Genomic DNA, 15,484 nt, shown 5'->3' on the forward strand with positions numbered 1-15,484 from the left:
TGCCTACTATTTTACAGTCCTCTTTCCAGGCGCGGCACGGTGAATGTCTTTGCGTCTAGCAGGATGTTGAACTTAATATCGTCGAATTCAAGAAGCGTCTTGTGGTTGGTCTGCACGTTTTCCATGCTCATCTTGGCGATAGACCAGAATCCGTCTACCTGAACCACGTTTTCAACCTTCAGCGAGCGGTGCAGTTTGCCGAGCTTGTCGTAGTATTCCACCTTGGCGGCAATCAGGCAGTCCTTGCGAATCCAGGAAATTTTCTTCGAGAAGATTTCGTCGCCCTTTTTCGGCACGGATTCAACCACCCAACAATCGATTCCGTCGACCTTTTCTTCGCGGAGGAGTTTGTGGGTGTCTTCGTCGATGTTGCGCTGGCCCACGTCGTCGTAAGTGAAGTCGGAGCCCATGAAGTAATCCGTTTTGGAACTCTTTCCGCTAATGCGGCGCGTCTTTTTCATGGCGGGCAGGTAAAGCCACTTGTCGTCATCCTTGTTGATGTCGTCGTAATCGACGGTCAGGAATCCCGTGCCCTTCACGTCGTTGGGGTAGCGGAAGAACATAATCTGCTTGGTGTCTTTGCCCACGTCCATTGCAAATGAGGTAATCTTGCGTTCGCGCTTAGCTCCGCTCTTGTTGATGAGTGTCATCGAGAGTTCGGAACTGCGGGTGTCGCCATCGGGGCGGTCATGCACTTTTTGTACAATGTCGCGGCCGGTCAAAGTTTCTGCGCTCACCATGGCGGTCAAGGCGACAATAATTGTTGCGGCTGTTTTTGCGAATTTCATATTCATATTTTTCTCCTATTTTCCAAAAATCTTGAATTTCTTGATTAAAAGCGGTGTTACGAACAGGTCGGCGAGCAATGCCGAAACAAGGCCGATAAACACTACGAAACCGAAGTTGAACATCTGCGTTGCGGCCGAGGTGGTAAAGCCCGCAAAGGTCGCCACCATGATAATCGTCGTCATCACGAGTGCCGGGCCCGCCGTGCGGAATACGTTGAGAATCGATTCACGGTAATCGCGGGTGCGGTCAAATTCCACATGCCCGTGGTTGATAAAGTGAATCGTATCGTCAACGGAAAGGCCGATAATCATCGGGATAAGCGTCGCCGTCATCATGTCAAGCGGAATGTCCGTGAGTCCAAGGTAACCGCCCACGAAAATACCCGGCGCAATGTTCGGAATCATGCCGATAAGGCCCGTGCGAATGCTGCCGGAAACGATCATCAAAAGGACTGCCACGATGACTACAGAAATCAGGAACGATGTCATCTGGCCTACTTCCAGGTATTGCTGCATGGCGGTGAACTGCGGCAAGTTTCCTACGGCAGTCACCTTTGCGTCCGGGTAAAGCTTGCGTGCGAAATTCTGCAAGTCCTCGATTTCCTTCTGGAGTTCGTTGGAGTTGTAGCTCGAAATTTCAATCATCAAACGGAGTTTCTTGTAATCGTAATCCATCCAGTAAGTTGCCTCGCTGCCGCCCGCATTTTCGTAGAGCAAGAGCATCTGTGCCACCTGTTCCTCGTTTTCGGGGATGGCGTACATTTCTTGGCGATTCTCGTTCAGCGTGCGGTCCAAATCCTTGACAATATCAAGAATGGAGGTAGAACGCTTGGTGAGCGGATACTTGCCTGCGTGATCCTGCAACTGTTCCAATTTTTTCAGGTTCTCAACTTCCTTGGCCTTGTCGTTTGTACCAAAGTCAATCACCAAGTCGTAAGAGTAGAAGCTTCCGATTTCGGATTCTGCCACGTAGAGCATCTTGTTTACGTATTCGACCTTGCGGCCCATGGTGCGTTCCACGTCAAAGGCGGGTTCTATCTTGGTGAGCCCGAAAACCGAAATTGCAGTTACGATGGCGAATACAATCGCAATCGGCTTGCCGTGCCCGAGAACGAACTTGCCGATAGAATCGAGAATGATTCCCATGCGCGTGTCGCCGCGTTCAAGCACCTTCGCGTTCGGTTTCTTGTCTTTACCGAAACTCAGGAGAATCGGCGAAACCGTCAGTGCCACGAGAAGAATAAACGCAATCGCAATCGATGAAAGAATGCCCACGGAACGAATGGGCTTAAGCATCACCGACAGAAACGAAAGTAGTGCCACGATGGTGGTAAGGCCGGAGAACAGCACTGACCAGCCCGTTTCACGCATGGCGTAAAGCACCGATTCCTTGCGCTTGCCTGTAAGCATCATGTTCTTGCGGAAGAACGAATTGATGTGAATGTTGTATGCAATCGAAACGGCGAAGGCCAAAATCACGGGCACCATGATGTTGGTTACGTCCATATAAAGGCCAAGGTAACCCACTAGACCGAAAGTCATAATGACGCCAGCAAATGTCGTAATCAACGGAGAGACGATTCCGCGCAGCGAACGCGTCACCAAGAACATCACGATGATGGCGCAGAGAATCGTCATGATGAAAATGCGGCCCATTTCCTGACCGATGTAGGTCATTTTCTCGAAGCTCAAGTAAGGCATGCCTGTTGCACGCGGGTTCAGCGGTGCATACTTTTCCTTCGCGATGATTGCGGCCGTTTCGCGGCCCGTCTTCATGTCGGGAGCTTCTGCTTTTTCGCCCTTCGCTTCGCCTTCAGCCTTCCATACGGAATCTTCGGGGAAGGGGCGCAGCTTGATGTTGATGAAGGCTTGCTTGCGGTCTGTCGAAATCAGCTTCTTTGCAAGTTCCGGCTTGTCGGCTAGGCGCTTCTCGATTTCAGCGATGCCAGCCTCATCCGTCGGGATTTCTTCGGGAACAATCTGCGTGATTTCCATGCCCTCTTCGGTGCCGAGCATGTATTCCAAATCGACAATCGAAGTCGCTTTGCCGTCGGAATACGAGAGACTATCGCGCAGTTCGTTCGAAAGTTCGCGCAAAAGCTTTAGGTTGTCCGGCGTCAAGATGGAATGGTCGCTTTCGACCAGCACGCCCACGAAGTAGTCGTTACCGAAGGTTTCCTTGAACTTGTCCGTTTCGACAAGCATCGGGTCGCCTTCGATAAAGTAGCTGTCCCACGAGGCCTCGATGTAGATTTTTTTCATGCCCACGACCGAAACCGCGAGCAAAACGATAAACGCCACCAGCAAAATGGCGCGGTGACCGAGCAAAAATTCGCCAAAACGGCCGAATCGCTCGTTGATTTTTTCAATGTTGATCTTTGGTAGGCTCATTGTATCCTCTTTTTTTTGCGGTGCAAAAATAGGGACTTGGACCTAAAATTTCTACTCCAAATGGTTTTGTGCAAAACCGAACGGACGATTGTAAAAAGAAATAAATATTTCGAAAAATTGGTGCAGAGGGACCAAAAAAAGCGTGTATAGTATAGACAAGGACCAAGTTCTTGTCGCCTTGCGGGGGAGCCCGTAAGGCCACCTTAAAACAAGGACACGCTAATGTCTGAAAATGAAAATATTGAAAGAGTAACTTCTACGACCAAAAAATTTCCGCACGACCCTTATGTTCGCTCGGTGCTGAAGGATCCCGCTCGCACGGCGGAGCTGCTTCGCCTTGCGTCCAGAAAGAATAGTAATCTTGCCCAGTTCCTTGCGACAGTGAATCTCGACACTTTGCAAGAAATTTCCGAGGCTTTCAGTGACACGGTTACCCATGGTGATGGTGATTTGGCTTTCACTGTAAAAATTGCCAGCGATGAACCTAAGCAAGCAGAACTCCTTGTGGGCATCATCGAGGAACACAAGAGCTATCCCGAAACGGGAATCATCCCGCAATTGGTCAAATACTGGTTCCAGATTATGGTCCGTAACCAGAAAAATATCCCGACAATCGCCATTGTCCTTTACAATGGAAAGGATCCTTGGCGCATTGAAAAGGAGACGATGTTCCCGAATTACCCCGAATACTACCACAAGATTGGATTGCCGTTTTTGTTGGAACTCATTGACGTGAGTGATATCTTCGAGGACGAGGAAATCCCTCGGATTTCGCCCAAGATTGCTCTTGCGCTGGTTGCTTTGAAGTATGTTTTTAATGGGGAGAAACTCAAAAAGCATCTGAAAGCGGCTATGGCAGGACTCAAGTCGCTTCCCCGTGAAGAAGCCGAGGAGTTTTTATCCCAAACATTTGTATATTTGAAACAGTGGTTCAACGGCGATGCCAAGGAGCAGTTTAAAATGGATTTCAAGAAATGCAGTGAAGTTTACGGCTACAAGTCCATCGCCGAAGTCGAAGAAGAAGAAATAAAGCTCAAAATGGTCGATGCCATGCTTGCCATGCCCAAATTGACCGACGAAGACATTTCTGTTGTTTCGGGGCTTCCGCAAGAAGAAATTCAGAAGCGCAGGGCGCTTCGCGAACAGGGGCTTTAAGCAAAATACAGATATTCAAAAAAGGAAAACTGGTCCTTACGGGCCAGTTTTTGTGTTTTTACAATCTGTTTTGGGGCGTTCCCCGGCTCGCCGGGTCGGGTGCTGCTCGCCTTCGGCTCATCGAGCCTTGCGATGTGTCATCCTGAGCTTGTCGAAGGATCTATCGCAAGTCTCGCCACAAAAGTGCGACGCCCCCTAACGCAAATTTAGCGGTAATACTCTTCAACTTCTTTGTTGTAGAATCTTGTGAAATAATCCGACACGCCAGTCCAATCGGGATATACTGTATCTATTGTTTTTCCAAGTAAATTGAGTTCTTCACGAATTTGCGTCTTCGCATATTGCGGAATGCGAATTTTAGTCATTCGGATTTTCGGACCTTTATTTGATTCAAGTGTTGCCAAATGGTGTTTGTCGCCATCAATTCCAAAAAGGAGGAATGCTCCTTGCTGAGAACGGATTCGCGGATTGTCTAATAACGGATGAACACAATAAATAGACTCCATGTTGTCTTTTTTTATCCAATTGCTAAAATAAGGCTTTTCTGCTTTGATTTCGTGAATTAAATGTCTAATAGAATCTTCTTTATTAAATTTTTCTCTACCCCATTGATCATCGGTGTAAGGCATGTCTTTGACTGATAACGCATCATCATCAAAATGGTATACCGCTATATTAGAAATGACGCTCACAACGTCTGAATGATAATTTCTCACACTCGCTTTAGGAACTTCATATACGAGAACGACGGCGTCTTTGCTGTCATCAGACTTGGATTTGGGGTCTAAATACAATGCAAAAAATAGCGATTGAAGCGGGTCTAAAGAAACATCTAGAATCCTTGTAGGCAAACCATAATGTTGCATCAAAACAAGCTTTTCAAAGGTTGATTTGCAATTCACAAATTCATGGCTAAGTCTTCTTTCGCACTCGCGAAACAACTCAGATTCGTTGTTGCTTTCTAGCCATTTTCCACGAGCAATTCCAGGTTGTCCTGCAGTAGCTCCATAATCTTCAGGTTCTCCACGGTAATATAGGTTTGTTTTTTCGTTTCGATAACCATCTATGCCGTTCTTTGACAAATCTTTCAGACTCTCAATATATTCCGCAGTGGATCTGATTTCGTATTCCATTTAAGGCATCTCCACAGCGGTGATTTTATATTTTAGACCGTCTTTTGTCCCTTCATTCTGAATATGCAATTTCAAGGGTTTTTGATGGAATAATGCTTGGGACAAAAGAGATAAAGAGATTTTTTCATTTATTCCAATAGAAAAAGATGTGTCAGTATTAATTAGCGTTGGTTGCGCAGAATTGTTTGTCCCTTCTAAAAGATTCCATTGTTTTTTATTAGAATCTTCGTAGCAAAATTTTCCTACACCTTTAATGAAAACGGAATCAGATGTGATTTTTGTAATCTTTGCAACGATTGTGTATTCCGCCATACTTGAACTCCTTTTTGATTTGTTTGATACGTAACAAACTAGTGCGCTAAAACCAATAAACGCGAACCCGTATGTTATTGATTCTTTCGTCAAACTCATAATCAGTCCTTTATACAACGAAGAGAAAATCCTGTTTTTCCTGCATTAATTGATACATAATGTCGATGAGCATGCATAAATCATTTTAGAACATAAGGCTTCCATCATTATAAATCTTGCCTGTCTGTTATATTCGACAAATGGCGTTTTTCAGGACATATTCCTCACTAGGTTGAGTGCACTTTTTTATAACATTTACAAATGTTATTTCTTCTTTTCTTTCAATTGCTTTGCACGAAGCTTTGCGTAACTTGAGCTTATTCCAACTTTTTTTACATCATTCTTATCTGATTTAGGTTTTAGATCCTTTAGGCAACGGATAGAGTATCCATCTGTCAGATCTCTTGTATTTATGCCTGTACAAGAATTGTAATTACAGAAAGATAGCATGTTGGCTGAATAAGAATTTTCTAAAGAAGAGCTCCAAAAACCTGTACTATACTCTTTTTCTATAAAAGATTTTTTGTGATTGCCTCTTAAGCACCCTTCAGAACACCATTCTCCGGTGGGATAAACATTAAAACCATAGGTGTCAACTCCGTTATTGTCATTTGCCCAACCACTCTCAGATTTGATATCTACAGACCAATTATTTTTTTCAACAGTAGAAATTAATTTTTTTAAATCTTCCTTCGACGGCAGTCGCCAACCGCTTGGACAAATTCCTTGAATAAGACCGTTGTTGAAACAAGCTAATCTGCCGTCATCCATACAACCGTTGTCATTTTCAGACATTGTTGAACGCCATGTATATAATCTCCCATATTTTTCGCAGTTTTCTTTATCATCTTCATAACAGCGGCTGTTTTTTGCTCTATAGTTTAAATTTTCGGCCATCCAAATCTGATTTCCTATTTTTATAGCACGATAAACTCTATTATCACGATTGTCTGTAAATGTCTTGTAACCTGCATTTTTTATCCATCCAACATTTTTTGCACAATACATATTCTTTTTGACATCGCCTTCATTAGAACAAACTCCATATTCATTTTCTCCTTGCTTAAGTGGTCTCCATTTATTACTATCACAAACATATTTGATTCCTGAAGAAAAAGTTTGGATGTAGTTTTTACTAGAATTTGCACATTTTTCATTTTCCGAATTATATTGGCTAACAACATTGCAATCAAAAACATTCACTTCCATAACATCATAAAAGTCTTTATCAATTTTAGGATAAAGCTTGCAAGAAAATGTTATTAGAGAATCTGATACGAAACCAGAAATTGCATATGCATTAGATATTTTCTTGATGACTTCGTTCTTACTAGAAGATAGATTTAAAGAATCTGTATATTGTTTTATAGATTCATGACATAATTCAACTCGCGACTTTTTATTTGGAAAAGCAATACAATATGCTGCAGCATCCATGTCTAAAACGGGACGTATATTATCCTTTTTTTCTAGAGGAATGTAAACGCTCTTCAATTTCTTATAAGTTTCAATGGGCTTCATATTTGTGTAAAACGGATTTTTCATTCTTTTGGATAACTTAATGTTGTAATATTCAATTTCATAAAGAAATGGGTTAACAGAGAGCACTTGTTCAACATGTTCCACCTCTGTTTTTGTAGGTTTTTTATTGCATAGTTTGGCTTTGCTAGAAAAAGATTTGTTGATTGAATCAATGTTGGCTGTTCCAATCTTGTTGAACATTTTCGTACAATATTCTTCGTCGAAAATTTCTATACACTCTTTTTTGTATACCCCTATAACAGAATCAATCGTGTTTATCCTTAGGTTTTCAAGTTGTTCTAGACATTCTTGTATTGACGCTTTTTTTGTTACTTTTTTTTCAACAAGTCTTTTTTCTTTTTGAACAAACAATTTTGATTGCAGAATGTCTTCAAATACTGTGTCTAGAATTTCAGAATCTACATCATGTAAAATTTGGTTTAGATAAAGCTTACATAATGGAACGGATGTCTTACAAACATTCTTTTCTGCAGATTTTATAAAAATGGAGTCACATTTTTCCCACATACTAGATGGATTGTTTGAAAAGGGACGTTCATATATTACCAATGCGTCTTCATAAGAAAGACTTGCTGGACAGTATATGTCTTTTACATTAAACTTCTTAATTAGATTTTCAGCTGTCTTGATATCGCCCCTGTCTATAGCATTTTTTAAGCCGGGATGAATATTTGCAAAACTTGTTAAGACAAGAAATAAAATTAATTGACATAGATTCTTTATAATCATAAGTCCCTCGATATTAATGTAGGGTGAAAGCGCTTTTGATAAGAGCTGATTTCCCCAAGCATGCTTGTTTTTTGTTAACAAAAGAGTTGGCAAATTATAGAAGATGTCAATTTTTTGCTCACAGGTCTCTCCATGTTTTTTAGCATTAGGGTTTCGTCTCATTCTGCAAGAAATCCTGCCAAATTTTGTGAGAAAACAAAAAGGCGCAAGTCGCTGCATTTATCCAAACGAGGCTCTGCAAAGCCTATAACCGATAAATGCGAGCGACCCACGCCCCAAAAGGGCTGTTGCCCTTGGTCATACGACCAAAGACCGACAAAGTGTCGGCATAGCAAACTGAAACACACCGTAAAACGGCATGTCTGCGTGAGCGTTCGCCTTGTCCTCGGTTATTTGAAATTTGCAGATTTCGTTTGGAGAACAAGAGCAAAAACTCTATTTAACTTTAAAAATACATAAATATTTACAAAGAGAGCTTTTTTTTCAGAAGAAAAATGCGCCTAAACACAAAATTAGGCAAATTTCACTAAAATCGTCGATTTTGGCATAGTCTAACTTGGAATGAATTTATCTATTGCCAATCGATTTAGAAGGTGAATTGGCATAAGGATATTGCATGTGCTAATTAGCCAGGCGTTGCGGGCTGGCGTCTGAAGCCCGCTAGAAAGGGTAGCGGAAGCCCCGCTAGGGTGGGCATGAGAGATGCCCGATGACAATAAGGGTGGGGCGGGGCTGAAGCGAGGGGAACACTTTCCCCTTCAAATCTCCTCGGAGTATTCAAAACCTATTTGGAGCGGTTTTTTGGGCGTTTTTCGGCTACTTTTGGCGCATGAAAAACGCTGAATTTGTCGACCGTTTGAGCCTCGCCGAAATGGGCGAGAATCGTTGCGGAACTGTCGCCCAGATCGAGGGCGATTCCCGCTTTATTTCAAGAATTGTTTCCATCGGGCTTACGCCGGGTTCCGCCTTTACGCTCCTCAAGAACGACGGGCGCTCGCCGGTGCTCGTTTTTTGCCGCGATACGGTTATTGCCGTCAATCATAAGGAAAGTTCACAGATTTTTGTTAAGGTGGAATTGTAAAAATGAGCGAAATCAAGACTATTGCTTTGCTCGGACAGCCTAATTCTGGTAAATCGACGCTTTTTAACAACCTTACGGGACTTCACCAGCGCGTGGGCAACTGGCCCGGCAAAACGGTGGAGCAGGCTGAGGGTGAATTTGTTTTTGACGGTACGACGTATAAAGTAATTGACCTTCCAGGGAGTTACGGACTTTCGGCGAACTCCGAAGAAGAAGTCGTTACCCGCGACTACATTCAGAGCGGTAAGGCGGACCTCGTGTGCATTCTGGTGGACGCTTCGCAGCTGGAGCGCAGCCTTTACATGCTGGCGGATTTTGTGGGCGTTCGCATGCCTGTGATGCTGGTGCTCAACATGATGGATGTGGCTGAAGCGGCGGGCAAGAAGATTGATGTGGCTGCGATTGAAAAGCGCCTCGGCGTTCCGGTGCTTGGCTTCAGTGCGGCCGAAACGGAACGTTATCCTGAATTTTTCAAGAAGATGGTTTCGGCCATCAAGACTCCTGTTTGCCTTGATAGTGGTAGCTTGCGCGAGGAACTCGTCGGTGAAAAATCAAATGGGGAAGATGTCATCAGCCGTATCGAGGCTACCCTCGGCGATTTTGCGTACGGCGTTTGTGAAAAAGTTTGGATTGCGGAAAAACTCCTTGAAAAAGACAAGCTCATTTGCGGTGTCGTGAATGAAATGCTTCCGTTCGCGAGGAAGAATGCAATTGATGCAATCCTCGATAGCGAAGAAGGGCGCGATGGCGGAATTCTCACCGGTGAAGCCAAGTACCGCTGGGTTTCGAAGATTGTGCGCGAATCGGCAACGCCGAAATCCATCGAGAAAGTTTTCAGCAAGTGGGACCGCATCGCGACGCACCATATCAAGGGCAAGTTCTTTGCGTTCGGCATCATGGTTGTATCGCTGATCGCGTGTATGATTCTTGCGTTCCCTGGCATGGGAATCGGTTTTGGTTTGCAGCCTGTGCTAGAATCGCTTGCGGAGCGCGTGGGCAATGCGCTCGGCGTCTGGCCTGTCGTCATTTCGTTTGTCAAGCTAGTTCTGGTTGGCGGTACATGCATAACCATCTGCATGACAAGCTTTATTTTCTCCATCATTTTCGTATTCCGTATTCTCGAAGAAATCGGTTACATGGCGCGTTTCTCGTATGCGTTTGACAACTGGCTTTCGCGTCTGGGTCTGCAGGGCAAGGCGATTATGCCGCTGTTCTCCGGAATTGGATGCACGGCGGGTGCGGTTTGCGGTACGCGCGTACTCGATACCCGCGGACAACGCTTGCTTGCGCTCGTTCTGTTGTGGGCGATTCCGTGCGGGAGCAAGGTGGCGGTGGTGCTGTTCCTTGCGTCAACATTCTTCGGGTCGGCGGCTCCGTTGTTCGGCGTCGGTTATGTGGCGCTGATTTTTGCGAGCTTCTATCTGTCTTCGCGCCTGTTCGGCAAAAAACTTGTCCCGCAGAATGAACGCGTGGGCATGATTATGGAATTGCCGCCGTATCACAAACCGCATTGGAAGATGATTGCCGCGATGGTCGGGCGCAGCACCTGGGGCATTTTCAAGAAGGCCTTGAAGATGATCCTGATGGTGGCGGCCCTTTTCTGGGCGCTTTCTTACGCGGGCGACGGCAATGTAGAAAATACGCTCCTTTACAAGATTGGCAATGCGATTGAGCCGGTGACGATGTTCTTTGGCATGCGCTGGGAACTTTTCGTGTCGTATCTGGGCGGCATGTTCAGCAAGGAAGCTTCGCTTGGCATCATGAGTACGCTCTTCAACCACACTGGCGAGGCGTTCTCTCTTGTGACCCGCGTGGCTGCAAGCGGAAACCTGGGCGAGGTGCTTGCAAGTACCATCAGCAAGCCCGAAGCGCTCGCGTTCCTGTTTGCGTCGATGTTCAATGTTCCCTGCGTGCTGGCGATGGGTACCACCTACCGCGAAGCAGGCTCGTTCAAGTGGCTAGCAACCATCATGGGTTACTATCTCGCCCTTTCGCTTGGGCTCGCCTTTGTCGGCTACCACATCGGATTGCTGATTTTCTAAGTGAAATTTTATAGCGCGCTGTCGAGCACCATCATGAGCGTGAAGCCCACGGCAAAGAGGATGGTGCCTGCGTCAAAGTGCTCGCCTTCGCTGACTTCGGGGAGCATTTCTTCGATTACGACGTAAATCATGGCACCCGCTGCAAGCGAAAGCAGGTAAGGCATGAACGGCGAGAGCGCTTCGGCCGCAAGCAGCGTGATTAAGGCTCCTACGGGTTCTACGGCTCCAGAGAGCGCGCCCAGTGCAAAAGCTTTTTTGCGGGAAGCCCCTTCGGCACGAAGCGGGAGCGAAACCACCGCCCCTTCGGGAAAGTTCTGGATGGCGATGCCTATGGCAAGCGCAAACGCACCCGAAAGCGTGATGGCCACATTCCCCGAAAGCCAGCCTGCGAAAACGATACCGACAGCCATGCCCTCGGGCAAGTTGTGCAATGTTACCGCCAGCGTAAGCATGGTCGTGCGCTTGAGTTTTGCCTTAGGGCCTTCGGGTGTCGCGCTGCCTAAATGCAAGTGCGGCGTTATTTTGTCTAAAATGTACAGGAACAGGATGCCGGCCCAGAATCCGACCGTCGCTGGGACGAAGGCCAGTTTGCCCATCGACTCGCTCGCGCTGATTGCAGGCAAAAGCAGACTCCATACAGAAGCTGCCACCATGACGCCCGCCGCAAACGACAAAAGGCCTCGTTTGAGATTTTGCCCCATCTGCTTCTTCATAAAGAAGACGCAGGCGGCACCGAGAACCGTCCCTAAAAACGGAATGGCAAGACCTTGGGCAATTTGTATAACCGGCTCGTTCATGCTGAAATGATATTATGTTTTATCTTCCGTAGTATACCGAGATTTCATTGATGCACTTGTCAAATTCATCGAGTCCCTTCGTGTACACGATTGTTCCCTTGATGGCAAGCTCTTCATTGAAGACCCTGTCGGCATCGTAGTCTTGTAAACCTTCTGTAGTCTGGTCCTTGCAGTTTTTTTTCGTCACGTTTACTTGACGTTCTTCGTACGTACATTCCTTGTCACCCGATTTTACGCTGATAGCGACCTTGTAGTTCAAGGAATCACGCTCAATATCTGTTATCTTGACATCATAAGTTTTTCCTTCCAACTTGAATTTTTTCGCTGTTTTTGTCTGTTCTAAAACATTGATGTTGTGTTCTTTTTCTATAGCCTTTATGTAGGACGTCTGTTCGGGAGAAAACAATGTGCCGAACATGCCGATAGATGGCCATGTGTAATCGTTTTCAAGAGCCGCATAAAGGTTGGGAATGTATACAGAATTCATGTAGTCGTCATATTTAAAATATGCGGGCTTATATACAACCTCTTCCTGAAATTTATTTTCGGAAATAGTCAAAATGAATTCGTCATATTGTTCTCTAAAGTCGCGCTCCTCCTGAGGCTGACAAATTGTTTTGTCTTGATATTTAGAGCAATTAATATTCTTCCATGTACCATAAATTTTATCGGTAGAACCGCCAAGGTAGTAGTGCGGATCATCCGTATTGCCATAGAAAAAAACGACAAGAGTGTCGCCGTGAATCTCGTAGGTAGTTACATCAGAGCCCTGGTCCGCTTCATAAGAGATTTCGCCCCAGTTAAAGGAGCCTTGGTACAAAGTGCAAAATTCTTCGGTATGAGCGTCTTGATCGACAACGATGCGATGTTTTTCTTTGTCTATAGACACATGCTGGTATTCTGAAGTTTCAGAATTTTCCGATGAACTTGCGCTGTTGTTGTCGGAACAGGCGAAAAAGAATAAAGTTGATGCTAACAGATAGATGTAGCGATTCATATTTGTCTCCTTATATCCAAAAAATATGCTTTTTTAACTTGTTTGTCAAACAGATCGTTTGCATTTATGAAGAATATAAGGGGGACTATTGTTCTACCATCCTTTCCCGTATGGCTTGCTCAGGTAAACAAGTGCCGTGGTGAGCGTGTAGTCGGCAAGGAGTGCGGCACCGAGGCCCACGATGGAGAGCAGGCCCACGTTGTGGAGCGCGCCCATAGGGCTGAAGATGAACACGAAGAACATCGCGCAAAGGATGAAAGTGGTCATGCCCATGGTCTTTCCGATTTCGCGGTAAGAGAGCAGTAGCGCGTGCCTGTAGCTGCCCGTGCGTTCAAAGCCGTATTTGATGTGGTTGTTCATGTGGATGGTGTCGTCGACGGCGATGCCCAAAATCATTGGCATCACGATCATCGTGATCATGTCGAGCGGCATGTCCGAATAGCCCATGACGCCGCCTATAAGGAGAACCGGCGCGACGTTTGGAATTATCCCGATAAGGCCCGCCTTGATGCTCCCGAATGCAAGAATCATCATGATGGCGATAATCACGAACGACCCGCCGAACGAGCGCAAAAGCCCGCCGACCAGCTTGCCATTCATTTCGGCGTAGTTCACGACTTCGCCCACGACAGAAACTCTTGCGTCGGGGAAAATCTGTGCGCCGTAGCTTTTGGCCGAATCCAGGTCCTCGACGATTTTATTGGCATCGTAGCCGGCGAGTTCTATGTGAATGAAGGTTGTCTTGTAATTTTCGTCCATGCGTTCAAAGAGTGCGTCCGGGTCCGAAATTTCGTACAGAAAAAGCAGTTGCGTAAGCATGTCCTGTGCGTCGGGAATCTTGTAATACTCGATACTGTCGGCGTTCAGCGTGCGGTTCATCTCTTTCACGAGGCGCGTCACCGATTGCACGCGCGGCTTGTCGCCCGAAATTTTCGTGAGCTGGAGCGTGCCGAGTTTCTTTTCGAGTTGCTCGATACGCTTCATGTTGGCGGGATCCTTGAGCGCGTCGTCGTTCTCGAATTCCACCATCACGTTAAAGTCGTAAAGGCTTCCGAGTTTTCCGCTGAGCATGTCCTTGAGCCGCGTTACGAAGGGAATCTTTTCGCCCATGGTCTCGGTGTAGTCCATGTTCACGTCGATATGCATCATGCCCGGAACTTGTAATAGCATAATTGCAGCCGAAATCGTTGCGACAATCCAGCTGTGTCTGCAAACCTTGCGCCCGAAAAATTCAAAGAGGATGTCTGCCTTGGTGGCTCCTGCCGATTTTACTTGCGTCGGGTTCGGTTTCGCGTTTTTGCCGAAACTCATGAGAATCGGAATTAGGATGATGACATACAGATAAACCATCGTGACGATGCCTGCCGAAATGCCGCCGATCCAGCGGATGGGGCGGATTCCCGCGAACAGGAACGAAATCAACGATGCGACCGTAGTAATGACGGTAAAGAGAATGGGCCCGCCCGTTTCTTCGACGGCGCAAATTACGGATTCGCGACGGTTGCCCGTGCGCCTAAAATGCATGCGGAATGAATTGATGTAGTGGATGGAATAGCCCACCGAAAGCGCCATTCCCAAAAGCACCGGGAGCGCGACCATGCTCTCGTCGCCGACAACACCGAGCCACGCATTGATGCCGAGCACCGAGGCGATGCCGCCAACTGTTGCAATTGCGGGCACCACCACGCCGCGCAGCGAACGAACAAACAGGATAAGACATACGAGCATCACCAGGAATCCGAAACCGATGCGCATGGCACATTCCCGCGAAATGACCTCGTTTTCTTCCATCTCCGTGTAGCTCATGCCCGTCGGGAGCATTTCGAACTTGTCGCTCTTGAATTCGTCGGAATAGATGATGTCGCGTGCAAAAGGCGCAATGCTGTCTTTGCCAAAATTGATGCCGCCCTCGTATGATTTTAGCGCGAGAATAATCCAGGTTTCTTTCGCGTCGTCCGAGACGATGTTGTTTACGAGGGATTCGCGGGAAAGAATCAACTGTTTTTTCGATTCCAGTTCCTGCGGGTCGTTGGGAACGCCTTCCTCAAACGGATCGATGACTTCAAAACCTTCGTCATTTGCGACCGGAATCGACAAATTGTGCGTCAGCGAAACCACACGGTCGGCATACGGGACCTCGTTTTCGAGCCTACGCGAAAGCCTGTCGATTGCCTGCAACACCTCTGGCGCAAAAACGTCGGCGGCGCGGACCATCACCATGTAGCCATCGTCGCTACCGAATTTTTCGTTGAAATGCGCCTGGTCAATCTTCACCTTATCCCAGTCATCGAACCAGTCCTCTTCACTGCTACTCATCTGCAGATGCGGGAGCCCGAGACTCGCCAAAACCGTTATAAATGCCGTTACCAGCAGAATCAACCAGCGAAAACGAACCTGAAAACGCCCCAATCGGGCAAAAACCTTGTTGACACGAGAAACTTGCATAAAACCCTCAATTTTTGAGGGAAAAATAGAGCC

At 46.3% G+C, this 15,484-nt stretch carries 11 protein-coding genes; 3 read left to right on the top strand and 8 right to left on the bottom strand.

Going from position 1 to position 15,484, the window contains the following annotated elements; genetic code table 11:
* Nucleotides 1-11 precede the first annotated feature (11 nt).
* Nucleotides 12-788, bottom strand: coding sequence for an outer membrane lipoprotein-sorting protein (locus B9Y58_RS02025; RefSeq protein WP_073054709.1), 777 nt, complete (start codon nt 786-788; stop codon nt 12-14).
* A gap of 15 nt (nt 789-803) precedes the next feature.
* A complete protein-coding gene (locus B9Y58_RS02030) occupies nt 804-3,179 on the bottom strand; it encodes an efflux RND transporter permease subunit (RefSeq protein WP_083532174.1) in 2,376 nt (791 codons plus the stop codon).
* 222 nt (nt 3,180-3,401) lie between these two features.
* Between B9Y58_RS02030 and B9Y58_RS02035 the strand changes: the two genes are divergently transcribed.
* Entirely contained in the window at nt 3,402-4,334 is a 933-nt protein-coding gene (locus B9Y58_RS02035; protein WP_073053822.1) for an Rpn family recombination-promoting nuclease/putative transposase, read from the top strand.
* 206 nt (nt 4,335-4,540) lie between these two features.
* Here B9Y58_RS02035 and B9Y58_RS02040 read toward each other — a convergent pair whose 3' ends face one another.
* The 3 genes from B9Y58_RS02040 to B9Y58_RS02050 form a co-directional block, all read right to left on the bottom strand.
* Nucleotides 4,541-5,467 carry an FRG domain-containing protein gene (locus B9Y58_RS02040; protein ID WP_073053824.1) on the bottom strand — a complete coding sequence of 309 codons (927 nt, stop codon included), beginning with the start codon at nt 5,465-5,467 and terminating at the stop codon, nt 4,541-4,543.
* Complete coding sequence (locus B9Y58_RS02045; protein WP_143154626.1) at nt 5,468-5,779, bottom strand: hypothetical protein; 312 nt, start codon at nt 5,777-5,779, stop codon at nt 5,468-5,470.
* A gap of 303 nt (nt 5,780-6,082) precedes the next feature.
* On the bottom strand, nt 6,083-8,251 hold the full coding sequence (locus B9Y58_RS02050; RefSeq protein WP_073053828.1) for a fibrobacter succinogenes major paralogous domain-containing protein: 2,169 nt from the start codon (nt 8,249-8,251) through the stop codon (nt 6,083-6,085).
* 667 nt (nt 8,252-8,918) lie between these two features.
* Between B9Y58_RS02050 and B9Y58_RS02055 the strand changes: the two genes are divergently transcribed.
* Together B9Y58_RS02055 and feoB are read left to right on the top strand one after the other, a co-directional pair.
* Nucleotides 8,919-9,170, top strand: coding sequence for a FeoA family protein (locus B9Y58_RS02055; protein ID WP_233247805.1), 252 nt, complete (start codon nt 8,919-8,921; stop codon nt 9,168-9,170).
* A gap of 2 nt (nt 9,171-9,172) precedes the next feature.
* Complete coding sequence (gene feoB, locus B9Y58_RS02060) at nt 9,173-11,212, top strand: ferrous iron transport protein B (protein ID WP_073053830.1); 2,040 nt, start codon at nt 9,173-9,175, stop codon at nt 11,210-11,212.
* A gap of 8 nt (nt 11,213-11,220) precedes the next feature.
* On the opposite strand, the gene B9Y58_RS02065 is transcribed toward feoB, so the two are convergent.
* From B9Y58_RS02065 to B9Y58_RS02075, 3 genes are all read right to left on the bottom strand, one after another.
* Entirely contained in the window at nt 11,221-12,009 is a 789-nt protein-coding gene (locus tag B9Y58_RS02065) for a ZIP family metal transporter (RefSeq protein WP_073053832.1), read from the bottom strand.
* Between the two features lie 19 nt (nt 12,010-12,028).
* The gene (locus tag B9Y58_RS02070) at nt 12,029-13,006 is read right to left on the bottom strand and encodes a hypothetical protein (protein ID WP_073053834.1); all 978 of its coding nucleotides are present in this window, start codon (nt 13,004-13,006) and stop codon (nt 12,029-12,031) included.
* Nucleotides 13,007-13,099: 93 nt separating this feature from the next.
* Nucleotides 13,100-15,451, bottom strand: a complete 2,352-nt coding sequence (locus tag B9Y58_RS02075) for an efflux RND transporter permease subunit (protein WP_073053836.1) — start codon at nt 15,449-15,451, stop codon at nt 13,100-13,102.
* Nucleotides 15,452-15,484: the final 33 nt, after the last annotated feature.

Origin of the sequence: Fibrobacter sp. UWB15 (assembly GCF_900177705.1) — a bacterium.
Classification (GTDB): Bacteria; Fibrobacterota; Fibrobacteria; order Fibrobacterales; family Fibrobacteraceae; genus Fibrobacter.